The sequence below is a fragment of the Cetobacterium sp. genome (assembly GCF_051653945.1).
In the GTDB taxonomy this organism is placed as follows: domain Bacteria; phylum Fusobacteriota; class Fusobacteriia; order Fusobacteriales; family Fusobacteriaceae; genus Cetobacterium_A.
In genome coordinates, this window is the sequence record NZ_JBOFXD010000084.1 from 1 (window position 1) to 12707 (window position 12707).

A 12707-nucleotide genomic window follows, 5' to 3' on the forward strand; every position below is an offset into this window, starting at 1 on the left:
ACTCTTCATTCAAATATATTTAAAGTCCTAAGACTTACGTTTACACCATTTATTGGTTTGCCATTTCTGGCGTTTTGTTATTTTCATAACTTCTGACTATTTTCTCTATTCGGTTGTTAATGTCCTTTTCTATAATTCTCGTCGGCGGTGTTTCCCGCTGACAAAAATTATAGTATCACAATTTCAAAACTTCGTCAACAAGTTTTTTTATTTTTTAAAAATTTGTTTCTCTTTTATAATTAATTCTTCAGCAAAAATCAGATTCTCTTCCACCAACTTCTCTTTTACATCATTATAAAACTTTTCGCCTAAACTATATTTCAAAGTTTCTCCATATGCCAATATTATTGGCACATACTCATCTTCTAAAAAACCTATAGGATTTTTTCTTCTAAAAGCTGAACTTTTTGCAAGCTCTTTATTTATACATGGAGTATCGTAATAATCCTCTATAGTAAATCCTGTAGTAAAATCATCTGGTACTGTTATATAAAGCAAACTTTTATCCTCTTCTGAAATTATATCAATCGGCCACAAACTACAAACTAATGGCTTTTTTTCAACAATCTCTTTTGCTCCCATACTTTTTTCTAAACAGATAGAGTGTAACGAACATAATACCGATTCATTGTTAGGTTTAAAAGAACATGTACATAATGAAACTTCAGCTTCTACAGTTTCATTTGGCACCATACATTCATCCTCTTCTATACTTTTTATTATATCTTCAACTTCATAACCACTTTCTAAAAGAATATCTATATTCTTAGTTTTTCTATTGTAACTTTCAATATTATCTAAAACAAAATCTCTTGTTACTTTTTCATATACTGTTGGATTATCTGCACAACAAGGATCTTGACATTTAAAACAATCAAAATTTGCTAAATTAGAAAATGCTGAGTAATCAACAAGTGCTTTATATTTTATTCCTCTCATTGTAACTTCAGTCTCCAAAACATCCACTCTAGAAAAATGTTCTTTTAACATCTCTTCTCTCTCTTTGCTAACTTTATATACCTCTTTACCTTTGGGGTGATTTAAAAATAAAAAATAATTCATTTTTAGCTCCTTAATATTTTAATAATTAATTTTATTTTAACATATAGCTCTCTTTTTTTATATTTTTTAATTTACATAGAATTAATTCCTTTGTATATATTAGATATTGTTTTTATCTTTTACTTATAGTAATATACTAATTATAATATATTAATATACTATCCACTAGGAGGTACTATTTTGAATAAAAAAGTTGGATTACAACCTGGAACTCTTTTGTATACGGGCGATAGACACTCTACAGTTGAAATTCCCATTACTCACTATACTTATAATCATGAATCTTTTAAAAAAAATAGCTTTATTTTTAGAGATGATCTTTTTATTGAGTTACACCCTTCCAATGTCAATTGGTTAAATATTGGTGGAATTCATAACACTGAACTCATTAAAAAAGTTGGAGAAGCTTTTAATATTGACTCCTTAATCTTGGAAGATTTATTAAACAACTCTCAAAGACCTAAGTTAGAAATTAGAGATGAGTATATTTTCATTACATTAAAAATGATTTCCCACTCTAACAAAAAAAATAAATATGAATACGAACAAATATCTTTTATTTTATTTTCAAATCTTTTAATAACTTTTCAAGAAAATCCATTCGATGTTTTTGATAGTATCAGATGCCGTATCGAAAAAAGAAATGGACGTCTTAGAACTAAAAAAGAGGGATATCTTACATACTCTTTAATTGATAGAATTGTTGATAATTATTTTGTTATCATTGAAGATTTAGAAGAGAGAATCGATGATTTAGAAGATAAAGTTACTACCGAACCTAAAAAAGAGGATTTTGATAAAATCTTAGAGTTAAAAAAAGAACTTTTACAATTTAGAAGAGCTTTAGCTCCTTTAAAAGAGGTTTCTTCAAAGTTTAAAGATTCAGATATTCAAGAGTATTTAGGTGAAGATATTGATATTTATTTACGTGATTTACAAGACCACATTATAATAGCCAACGAATCTAACGACGCACTCTTCAATAGAGGAAATGAGCTTTTACAACTTTACCATTCTACTATTAGTACTGGTATGAATGAAATTATGAAAGTCTTAACAATGATTTCTAGTATTTTCATTCCACTAAGTTTTCTAGCTGGGCTTTACGGCATGAATTTTCAATATATGCCTGAACTAGGTTGGAAATATGGATACTTTTTTATTTTAAGTTTAATGATATCAATTATTCTAGGAACTGCTTATTTTTTCAAAAAGAAAAAATGGTGGTAATGTATTTATAATTTCATACAGGAGAACTTTAATAACGAAGTTTATATTTATCAAAAATAATTAAATGAGGTGTATATTTTTGAAAAATTTTATTTTAACTTTAAAAGAAAGTATACTTAATGGAGATAGTATTACTTTTGACGAAGCTACAAAGCTTATAAATTTAGATATAGATACTAATAGAAATGATATTCTTTTTCTATCAGATTGTGCAAATGAAATTAGAAAATTCTTTTGTGGAAACAAATTTAACCTATGCACTATAATGAATGCTAAGTCAGGAAAATGCCCAGAGGACTGCAAATATTGTGCTCAATCTGCTCACTTTAAAACAGCTTCACCTGTTTACCCTCTAACTAATAAAGAGGAAGCTTTAAACTTAGCTTTAAATGTTGAGAAAGAGGGTGCTAATCGTTTTGCATTAGTTACTAGTGGTCGAGGCTTACTTACAGAAAAAGATACCTTAGAAGTTTCAAATCTTTATAAATACATGACAAAAAATAGTAATATTCATCTATGTGCTTCACATGGACTACTTACTAAAGAGTCTGCAAAATCTTTAAAAGAAGCAGGTGTAAAAACATACCACCACAACTTAGAAACTTCTAGAGACTTTTATGATAAAATCTGTACAACTCACACATATCAAGATAGAGTTGATACAATTTTAATAGCTCAAGAAGTAGGCTTGGAAGTTTGTAGTGGAGGAATCTTTGGTTTGGGGGAAAGTAGAATCGACAGATTAAATATGGCTTTTGAACTAAAAAATTTAAACGTTAAATCTATACCTTTAAATTTTTTAACACCTATTGCTGGAACACCTATGGCCGATTATTTTCCTTTAGATCCTATGGAAATTATTAAAACAATCGCAGTTTATCGTTTCATAAATCCAGATTCCTCTTTAAGATATGCTGGTGGAAGACTTCAACTTGGAGAGCTAGAAATCCAAGGAATTAAAGGTGGAATCAATTCAGCTCTGACTGGAAATTTTCTAACAACAACAGGAAGTACTATAGCCTCTGACAAAGAGATGATTGTTAAGGAGGGATTTATCCTTGATAGATAAACTAAAAACAGGATACTTTATTATAGGTACAGATACTGATATTGGGAAAACCTACGTATCTTCTCTTATTTTTAAATCTTTAAAAAACTACAATGTTGGCTATTATAAACCAATTCAAACAGGATGCTATTTTGAAAATGAAAAATTAGTTCCATTAGACCCAAAATTTTTATGTGATTTTGCTGGAACAACTTTAAAACCTGAAATGACTACTTATCTTTTCAAAAGTCCTGTATCTCCTCACTTGGCTTCTGAACTAGAGAATATTCCTATTTCTATGGACTCTATTTTTGATCAATGGAGCATTTTAAAGTCTAAATACTCAACGACTTTTATAGAAGCTGCTGGTGGTATCTATGTTCCAATAATTCGGAATAAATATTTCATGTTTGATTTTATAAAGGATTTAAATCTACCCGTGATACTAGTTTGTTCTACAAAGGTTGGAGCTATAAATCACACAATGCTAACTCTTAGCTTTTTAAAGGAAAAACAAATACCTATTCAAGGTATTATTTTTAATAGTTATACAAGAGAGTTTTATGAAGATGATAATATTAAAGTAATTTTAGAAACTAGTCAAATCAGCAACCACCTTATTATCAATAAAGGAGATAATATAATACCTGAACAAAAACTTATTTCATTTTTAAAAAAATAAAAGAGGTCAAAAATTTGACCTCTTTTTTACATTATCTATTTTTTAATAAGCTTTTCCCTGGAATTCCTGGTTTTGTCATTTCAAAAGGATTTAAAATTATATCTAATTCCTCTCTTGTTAATAATTTTCTTTCTAGAATTAAATCTACTACTGAAACACCTGTTTTAATAGATGTCTTAGCTATATCTGCTGCATTTTTATATCCAATATGTGGATTTAAAGCTGTTATTGTTCCAACACTCATATCAACTAGTTGTTGACATCTTTCTCTGTTTGCAGTAATTCCAACTAAACAATTATCTATTAAAGTATTAACTCCATTCTTTAAAATTTCTATCGATTGGAATAAGTTAAAGAACAATACTGGTTCAAATACATTTAGCTCTAGTTGACCTGCTTCTGCTGCTTTTGTTACTGTTTGATCATTTCCAAATATTTGGAAACAAACTTGGTTCATTACTTCAGGAATTACTGGATTTACTTTTCCAGGCATTATTGAAGAACCTGGTTGCTGTTGAGGTAAATTAATTTCCGCTAATCCTGTCTTTGGTCCTGATGCCATTAATCTCAAATCATTTGCCATTTTTGATAAATTTACAGCTGCTACTTTTAATGCTGAAGATAACCATACAAAACTATCTAAATTTCTTGTTCCATCAACTAAATCATCAGCTTGAACAAAATCAACATTAGTAACTTCAGATAAAATTCTAACAACATCCTCCACATACTTTGTATCAGCGTTAATTCCTGTTCCTACTGCAGTTGCACCCATATTAACTGTTTTTAAATCTTCTAAAGCTATCTTAATTCTCTTTATATCTCTAGCTATTGGTTGAGCATAAGCTTTAAACTCTTGTCCTAATCTAATTGGCACAGCATCTTGAAGGTGTGTTCTTCCCATTTTTATAACATTATCAAACTCTATACTTTTATCCAACAAAGTCAGATTTAATCTTTCTAAAGTTTTTAATAACTCTTCCGACATCATTTGTAAAGCTAATTTTCCTGCAGTTGGAATCACATCATTTGTAGATTGTCCATAATTTACATGATCATTTGGATGAACCTTATCATACTTTCCAAGTTCTCCTCCTAACAGCTCTCCTGCTCTATTAGCAATTACTTCATTCATATTCATATTCATTGATGTCCCTGCTCCACCTTGAATAACATCAGTTATAAACTGATCCATAAACTTACCCTCTATTATCTCTTCAGAAGCTTTAACTATTGCATTTACAATCTCTTCATCCAACATTCCTGCTTCTAAGTTCGCTATAGCTGAAGCTTTTTTTACATAAGCTAAAGCTTTAATAAAATCATTTCCTAATTTATACCCCGTAATATGGAAATTATTTTTTCCTCTTAATGATTGAACCCCATAATAAGCATCTGCTGGAACTTGTAATGCTCCAATTGAATCACTCTCTAATCTGAATTTTTCCAAATCTTTCACCATCCCTTTATTTTCCCCAGAACATAAAACATCGAAACTATAAAACTTTATTTTCATTTTATTCTTTTTTGAAAATAAACATTTCGTTCTTTATCCGTTCATTTGTGCTTTTATGTTTTAAAGTATACTGTTTTTTTTATAAAAGTCAAGTGTTTTTTATAGATTTTTTATTTTAGTAATATAAAAGTATCATCTTTAGTTGTTTCCTCTTTTATCTCAAAATATTCTGGATTCTCAGCCTCTAATTTTTTCAATTTTAAAAGAGTTCTTCCTAGGTGATGTTCTAGCATCCCTCTTAACTTATTTATATCTTTTTTTTCTAACGCTTCTAAAATTTCCTCATGCTCTTTAACAACTGATATATCACTTGTTTTATTTTTAGCATTTAGAACTCTCACTCTTTGATAATGACCCGTTCCATTTAAAGCTAATTCCCACAATCCAGGAATTCCAGCTTTTTCAAAAATCATCTTATGAAAATCATTATCCATTTTATGAAACTCTAAATAATTACGATTTCCCTCACAATAAACTCTTTGCATTTTTATATTTGTTCTTAAATCCTCTATAAACTCTTCATCTAAAGCTTCAATAACCCTCTCAAAAGCTGCAGTTTCTAAGGCAACCCTCAAAACTTTTGCTTCCAAAACTTTTTGAGCACTAATTTTTGTTACAAACGTTCCTTTTTGTGGAATACTTTCAATTAGCTGGTCGTGCTTTAATAATATCAAAGCTTCTCTAATAGGAGTTCTACTCATTCCTAATTTTTCACCTATTACTTTTTCACTTAATTCACTTCCAGGTTTTAAATTCAATTCAAATATATTTCTTTTTAATATTTTATACGCATAAGCAGAGTTGCTATTTTCTCTTGACATTTTTCCTCCTTGTTTCTTTTTTCACATTTAGTTTTAAAACAATATACCTCTATAATAAAATATACTAGTTAGTTTGTCAAACTCAATATTTCAACAAAAAAAATAGAGGCGATATACACCTCTATTTTCAATTAAAGTTCAAATCCATATGGTAATAATTCTTCCATTGTCATTAGTTTATAATCTCTTTTTAGGTTTCCTAAGATGATTATTGTGTCATCATCAGCAAACTCTTTTATAACCTGTCTACAAGCTCCACAAGGACTTACTGGTCCTGTTGTGTCCGCAACTACAGCTATTAACTTTATTTTTCTCATACCTTTACTTGCTGCTGCAAAAATTGCACTTCTTTCAGCACAATTTGAAAGCCCATATGACCCATTTTCAATATTAGCTCCTGAAGTTTCATTTCCATTTTCATCTACTAATACTGCTCCAACTTTAAATTTTGAATAGGGAGCATACGCATTCTCTCTAGCAGCAATAGCTTTATCTATATATTCTAAAATTAATTTTTCATTTAATTCTTTTTGCATATTATTACTCCGCTACACTTTCTAATGCTATTTCAATCATATCTGTTAAAGTTGTTTGTCTTTCTTGAGATGTTGTTTCCTCACCAGTCACTAAAGAATCTGAAATTGTTAATATCGTTAGAGCCTTTACATTATATTTTGCAGCTATTGTATATAGTGCCGCTGTTTCCATCTCAACACAAAGCACACCAAACTCTGCCCATTTTTTATACGATTCAAAATTATCTCCATAGAACTCATCAGCAGTTAAAACATTTCCACCCTTAACTTCTATTCCTTTTGTTTTTGCAGCTTCAGCTGCCTTCATAAATAATCCAAAATCTGCTGTTGGTGCATAATCTGCTCCACCAAATCTCAATCTATTCATTCCTGATGTTGTTGATGATGACATAGCTAATATTATATCTCTTATTTTAACATCCTCTCTATAAGACCCCGCTGTTCCAACTCTAATTAGATTTTTTACTCCATACTCTCTAATCAATTCATTAACATATATTGAAATTGATGGAACTCCCATTCCTGTTCCCTGAACAGAAACTCTTTTCCCTTTATAAGTTCCTGTATATCCATACATTCCTCTAACTTCATTATAACAAACTACATCTTCTAAAAAAGTTTCTGCTATCCATTTAGCTCTCAATGGATCTCCTGGTAATAATACTGTTTCTGCTATTTCTCCTTTTTTTGCTCCTATATGTACGCTCATTTTACCCTCCTAGTTTTCTTTTTATTTTATAATTTTATCAGCAAAACTTCCTTTTAAATTAGTTTTTCCTAATAAAAGATCTTCTACAGTTGCTGCTATTGTTGAGAACCCATTTTGAATTCCTAAATCAACATTTTCTTTTAACTTCTTTCCATATACTAATAGTGGAATATACTCTCTTGTATGGTCACTACCTTTATAAGTTGGGTCACATCCATGATCCGCTGTCAATATAAGAAGTTCATTCTCTTTTAAATTTTCCATAATTTCTGGAAGATAATTATCGAACTCTTCTAAAGCTAATTTATAACCCTTTGGATCTCTTCTATGTCCATACTTCATATCAAAATCAACTAAATTTGTAAATATAATTCCTTTTGTATCTTTTTTTAATTCTTCGATAGTTTTTAAAATCCCATCTAAATTATCTTTATTAGTTCCTTTACTTTCAGTTATTCCTACCCCAGCAAATATGTCACTAGTTTTTCCAATTCCAATAACATCTAAACCAGAATTTTTAACTCTATCTAGCATACTCTCAATTGGTGGCTCAACAGAGTAATCATGTCTATTAGATGTTCTTACAAACTCTCCAGCTCTTCTACCTGTGTAAGGTCTTGCAATAACTCTCGCCACAGGAGATAGTTCACTACAAATTTCTAAAGCTTTTTTACAAGCTGAATAAAGTTCATCTAAAGATATTATCTCTTCATTAGCAGCTATTTGAAATACTGGATCAGCTGATGTATAAACAATCCAAGCACCCGTTGCCAACTGTTCTTCTCCATATACATCCAAAACATCTGTTCCAGAATATGGTAAATTACACAACACTTTTCTTCCTGTTGCTTTTTCAAATGCTTCTATTGTCTCTTTAGGAAACCCATTTGGATAAGTTGGGAATGCTTTTTCTTGAATAATTCCAGCAATTTCCCAGTGACCTGTTGTTGTATCTTTCCCTTTAGAAAGTTCAGCTGCTTTTCCATATGCTCCCTTTGCATTTTCAACTCTATCTACACCTAAAATTTCTGTAATATTACCTAATCCTAGCTGTTCCATATTTTTTAAATTTAATCCACCTGTTGTAAGAGCTATATTTCCTAATGTGTTTGTCCCTTCATCTCCAAACTCTTTTGCATCTGGCAATGCCCCTACACCAGCACTATCTAGAACTATTAAAGTAACTCTTTCTATCTTTTCCATAACTACTCATCTCCTTTTCTATAAGGTAACAAAAGGCTGATCAAAAATGACCAGCCCCCTCATTTATTATTTATCGCTTACTTTGATTTCTCCAGCCATTAATTTAGCTTTAATCTCTTCAAACTTTGCAAGTTTCTCAGCACCAATAATCTCTTTTGTGAATTCAAAGTTAGTTACTCCAACTCCATCTTCTTTCGCTCCGTAAACAGCTAATCCTGGTACGAATTCACCCTTAGTTAAAGCTTTAACTGTATCAAAAACTCCAACATCAACATTTTTTAACATTGATGTTAAAACTGTTCCTGGCTCAACCGCATCTTGATTCGAGTCAACACCAATAGCAAATACACCCTTCTCTTTTGCTGCTGCGATAACTCCCATTCCTGTTCCACCAGCTGCATGGTATATTACATCTGCACCTTGGTTAATTTCAGAAATTGCATTCTCTTTACCTCTTACTGGGTCATTAAATGGATTTGGTCCTGTTGTATAAACAGAGAAGAATTTAACCTTTGGATTAACATACTCTGCTCCTTGTTTAAATCCTACTTCAAACTTTTTGATTAAAGGATTTTCCATTCCTCCAACAAATCCAACTGCATTATTTTTAGTCATTAATCCAGCTATAACTCCCACTAAGAAAGACCCTTCTTCCTCTTTAAATACCATAGACTTTACATTTGGTAAATCTATCACATCATCAATCATTAAAAATTTAGCATCTGGATAATCTGCTGCTACTGTTCTTGCTGATTCTGTCATTTGGAATCCTGTAGCTATTATTAAATCATATCCTGCTTCAGCGTACTCTCTTAAGAACTCTTCATCCTCAGCTGGTGATGCAGGTTCTACATATTTAAATTCAATTCCTAAATCTTTTTGTGCTTGCTCCAATCCTCTGTAAGCAGCGTCATTAAATGACTTATCCCCTAATCCACCAGTAGAAAGAACTATTCCTACTTTAGTTGGTTTCGCTGCAAATAATCCAATTGCTAACATCATTGACATTACAAAAGTAACTATTTTTCTCATTAATACCCTCCTAAATAACTTTATACTAGTTGAATTTTAACATATTATTTTCTCAAATCAAAGAAAAATTTACTATTATTTCATCATTTTTCCTAATGTGTATATTAATTCGTCGATTACTTTGTTCTCTTCGTTATTTTTTATCCCTGATACAACACACTTTCTTAAATGATTTTCTAGTATTACTTTTGCTATTCCATCTAATGCTGCTTTTGCTGATGAGATTTGATTTAAAACATCATCACAATATGCGTCCTCTTCAATCATTCTTTTTATTCCTCTAATCTGTCCCTCTACTCTATTGGCTCTAGCAATTAATTTTTTTTTGTCACCGCATACCTTATTTGAACAATTATCTTCCATAAATCCTCCTGTTACTATTTAAACCATTTCAATCTTAATGCATTTGACACAACAGAAACAGAACTCATAGCCATAGCTGCTCCTGCTATCATTGGATTTAATAAGTGCCCCGTAAACGGATATAATATTCCAGCCGCCACAGGTATTCCCAATCCATTATAAATAAATGCCCAAAATAGGTTTTGTTTTATATTTTTCATTGTAGCTCTACTTAATTCAATAGCTTTTGGTACATCCTTTATATTCTTACTCATTAAAACTATATCTGCACTTTCTAAAGCTATATCCGCTCCTCCTCCTACAGCTATTCCTACATCTGCTTGAGTTAAAGCAGGGGAATCATTTATTCCATCTCCTACCATAGCAACTTTTTTCCCTGCAATTTGAAGTTTCTTTATCTGTGAATATTTTTGTTCAGGAGAAACTTCCGCTATAACTCTTGTTACCCCTACCTCTTTAGCTATAGCTTTAGCTGTTCTTTCATTATCGCCAGTTAACATTATAACATCAATTCCAATATTTTTTAACTCTTCAATTACATTTTTAGAACTTTCTCTTACTTTATCAGCTATAGCAATCATACCTAAATATGTATCTTTTGCTGCTATATATATCACTGTTTTTCCTTGATCAAAAAGTTCTTCTCCCTCTTTTATATGCTCATCTATATTTATAGAGTATCTATCCATTATTTTTTTATTTCCTACAATTACTTCAACATCTCCAACAGGTGTATCTTCTAAAGTCCCTGTTACACCCTCCCCTGTTATCGAGTTAAAACTTCGTACACTAAACATATCTAGTTTTCTTAAATTGACTTCTCTTATAACTGCATCACCTAGTGGGTGTTCTGAATTTTGCTCTAAACTTCCTACAACTTTTAAAAGTACATTTTCCTCTAGTTTATTTGAAAGTATATTTGTAACTGTAGGCTTCCCAACTGTTATTGTTCCAGTTTTATCAAATACTACAGTATCAACTTTACATGTTTTTTCTAAAGCTTCTCCCGACTTTATTAAAATCCCTAACTCTGCACCTCTACCTGTTCCAGCCATTATAGCTGTAGGTGTTGCTAAACCTAAGGAACATGGACAAGCTATTACTAAAACAGATATTAATATAGTTAGTGCAAATACACTTGGTGTAACATTTAAAGCTATCAATCCTAGGCTTCCTACAATATACCAAATTAAACTCGATATTACAGCTATCCCTATAACTATTGGCACAAAATAACTTGATATTATATCTGCCATTCTTGCTATTGGAGCTTTTGAACCCTGGGCATTTTCTACAAGTCTTATTATTTTTGAAAGAGTTGTATTTTCACCTGTTTCAGTAACTTTTACTTTCAAGCTTCCAGTTCCATTTATTGTTGCACCATAAACTTTACTATCATCTATTTTTTTTACAGGAATACTTTCACCAGTTAGCATCGCTTCATCAACACTTGAAATTCCATCTACAACAACTCCATCTGTAGGTATAGATTCTCCTGGCTTAATTAAAAGAACATCTCCAACTTCAACCTCTTCAATATCTACAGTTACCACTTTTCCCTCTCTAAAGAGGTTTGCCCTTTTACTCTGTAATCTCATTAATTTTTTTATAGCTTCTGACGTTTTTCCTTTGCTTACATTCTCCAAATATTTCCCTAAAGAAATCAAAGCAATTATTACTACTCCAGATTCATAATAAAGATTATGAACAAATTGAACATCACCTTCATATATTTTAAAAGTTCCATAAATACTATATACAAAAGCTGCCCCTGTTCCTAAAGCTATTAAAGAATCCATGCTAGGAGCTTTCGACTTCAACTTTTTAAAGCCTGATATATAAAAATCTCTACCAACATAAACCACAGGTATAGAAAGTATCAGTTGAGTCATTGCAAAAAGTAATGGATTTACATCATAGTGAATTACATTTGGAACTGGTAATCCCACCATACTTCCCATAGATATATAAAATATTATTGCCCCGAATATTATTGCTACTAGAAATTCATTAAACTCTTTTTTTAATTCTAGTTTTTTCTCCTCAGCTCTTCTATCAACAACCTCTTCTGTTATTCTCTCTCCAATATATCCAAACTTCCCTATCATATGAAAAATTTCTGACAATTTTACTATAGTTGAATCATATGTAACCGTTGCTTTTTCTGTAGCTAAATTTACAACTACCGATTCTACCCCTTTTATTCCTGAAACAATTTTTTCAACCGTTCCTACACAACTTTGGCAATGCAGACCTTTTATAATAAATGTAACTGTTTTTAAATCTTTAACCTCATCTAAACTATATCCTAAAGGTACTATTTTATTCTTTACTTCGTCCTCTTTTATAACCTTTTCATCAAATTTTATAAATAGCTCCTCTGTTGCTAAATTGACTCTGGCTTCTTCAACTCCATTTGTTGATTTTAATATTTTTTCAATTAAAGCTACACAACTTTGACAAGTTACATTTCCAACTCTATATCTTTTTTCCATTTTAAACACC

Annotated in this window: 12 protein-coding genes; 3 read left to right on the top strand and 9 right to left on the bottom strand. The window is 30.7% G+C overall.

Translation table 11 applies throughout. The features are described from left to right. Nucleotides 1-207 precede the first annotated feature (207 nt). The gene (locus tag ACRC8M_RS09175; protein ID WP_438528864.1) at nt 208-1062 is read right to left on the bottom strand and encodes a hypothetical protein; all 855 of its coding nucleotides are present in this window, start codon (nt 1060-1062) and stop codon (nt 208-210) included. A 180-nt stretch (nt 1063-1242) separates the two neighbouring features. Here ACRC8M_RS09175 and corA point away from each other — a divergent pair, with 180 nt between their 5' ends. The 3 genes from corA to bioD all read left to right on the top strand — a co-directional run bounded on the left by corA (nt 1243) and on the right by bioD (nt 4022). Beyond that, complete coding sequence (gene corA, locus ACRC8M_RS09180; RefSeq protein WP_438528865.1) at nt 1243-2292, top strand: magnesium/cobalt transporter CorA; 1050 nt, start codon at nt 1243-1245, stop codon at nt 2290-2292. Between the two features lie 79 nt (nt 2293-2371). Beyond that, a complete protein-coding gene (gene bioB / locus ACRC8M_RS09185) occupies nt 2372-3361 on the top strand; it encodes a biotin synthase BioB (protein ID WP_438528866.1) in 990 nt (329 codons plus the stop codon). Then, nucleotides 3351-4022 carry a dethiobiotin synthase gene (bioD, locus tag ACRC8M_RS09190; RefSeq protein WP_438528867.1) on the top strand — a complete coding sequence of 224 codons (672 nt, stop codon included), beginning with the start codon at nt 3351-3353 and terminating at the stop codon, nt 4020-4022. The genes bioB and bioD overlap by 11 nt, the downstream gene beginning before the upstream one ends. Nucleotides 4023-4053: 31 nt before the next feature. Here the strand turns inward: bioD and ACRC8M_RS09195 are convergent, their stop codons facing one another. The 8 genes from ACRC8M_RS09195 to ACRC8M_RS09230 form a co-directional block, all read right to left on the bottom strand. Then, nucleotides 4054-5484: an aspartate ammonia-lyase gene (locus tag ACRC8M_RS09195; protein WP_438528868.1), complete on the bottom strand. Its 1431-nt coding sequence runs from the start codon at nt 5482-5484 to the stop codon at nt 4054-4056. Nucleotides 5485-5648: 164 nt separating this feature from the next. Beyond that, nucleotides 5649-6359, bottom strand: a complete 711-nt coding sequence (locus ACRC8M_RS09200; protein ID WP_438528869.1) for a GntR family transcriptional regulator — start codon at nt 6357-6359, stop codon at nt 5649-5651. A gap of 131 nt (nt 6360-6490) precedes the next feature. Next, nucleotides 6491-6895, bottom strand: coding sequence for a cytidine deaminase (cdd, locus tag ACRC8M_RS09205; protein ID WP_438528870.1), 405 nt, complete (start codon nt 6893-6895; stop codon nt 6491-6493). Nucleotides 6896-6899: 4 nt separating this feature from the next. Next, nucleotides 6900-7604 (bottom strand): purine-nucleoside phosphorylase, encoded by a 705-nt coding sequence (gene deoD / locus ACRC8M_RS09210; RefSeq protein WP_438528871.1) that lies wholly within the window; start codon nt 7602-7604, stop codon nt 6900-6902. Between the two features lie 21 nt (nt 7605-7625). Beyond that, nucleotides 7626-8807 carry a phosphopentomutase gene (locus ACRC8M_RS09215; RefSeq protein ID WP_438528872.1) on the bottom strand — a complete coding sequence of 394 codons (1182 nt, stop codon included), beginning with the start codon at nt 8805-8807 and terminating at the stop codon, nt 7626-7628. Nucleotides 8808-8873: 66 nt separating this feature from the next. After that, the gene (locus ACRC8M_RS09220; RefSeq protein WP_438528873.1) at nt 8874-9839 is read right to left on the bottom strand and encodes a BMP family lipoprotein; all 966 of its coding nucleotides are present in this window, start codon (nt 9837-9839) and stop codon (nt 8874-8876) included. 75 nt (nt 9840-9914) lie between these two features. After that, on the bottom strand, nt 9915-10202 hold the full coding sequence (locus ACRC8M_RS09225; protein ID WP_438528874.1) for a metal-sensitive transcriptional regulator: 288 nt from the start codon (nt 10200-10202) through the stop codon (nt 9915-9917). Nucleotides 10203-10216: 14 nt separating this feature from the next. Then, a complete protein-coding gene (locus ACRC8M_RS09230) occupies nt 10217-12697 on the bottom strand; it encodes a heavy metal translocating P-type ATPase (RefSeq protein ID WP_438528875.1) in 2481 nt (826 codons plus the stop codon). Nucleotides 12698-12707: the final 10 nt, after the last annotated feature.

Bases quoted from the DNA above. Each gene is read 5' to 3' on its own strand.
- cdd (WP_438528870.1), bottom strand. From the start codon at position 6,895: ATGCAAAAAGAATTAAATGAAAAATTAATTTTAGAATATATAGATAAA.
- ACRC8M_RS09220 (WP_438528873.1), bottom strand. From the start codon at position 9,839: ATGAGAAAAATAGTTACTTTTGTAATGTCAATGATGTTAGCAATTGGA.
- ACRC8M_RS09175 (WP_438528864.1), bottom strand. From the start codon at position 1,062: ATGAATTATTTTTTATTTTTAAATCACCCCAAAGGTAAAGAGGTATAT.
- ACRC8M_RS09230 (WP_438528875.1), bottom strand. From the start codon at position 12,697: ATGGAAAAAAGATATAGAGTTGGAAATGTAACTTGTCAAAGTTGTGTA.
- ACRC8M_RS09215 (WP_438528872.1), bottom strand. From the start codon at position 8,807: ATGGAAAAGATAGAAAGAGTTACTTTAATAGTTCTAGATAGTGCTGGT.
- ACRC8M_RS09195 (WP_438528868.1), bottom strand. From the start codon at position 5,484: ATGGTGAAAGATTTGGAAAAATTCAGATTAGAGAGTGATTCAATTGGA.
- ACRC8M_RS09200 (WP_438528869.1), bottom strand. From the start codon at position 6,359: ATGTCAAGAGAAAATAGCAACTCTGCTTATGCGTATAAAATATTAAAA.
- ACRC8M_RS09225 (WP_438528874.1), bottom strand. From the start codon at position 10,202: ATGGAAGATAATTGTTCAAATAAGGTATGCGGTGACAAAAAAAAATTA.
- deoD (WP_438528871.1), bottom strand. From the start codon at position 7,604: ATGAGCGTACATATAGGAGCAAAAAAAGGAGAAATAGCAGAAACAGTA.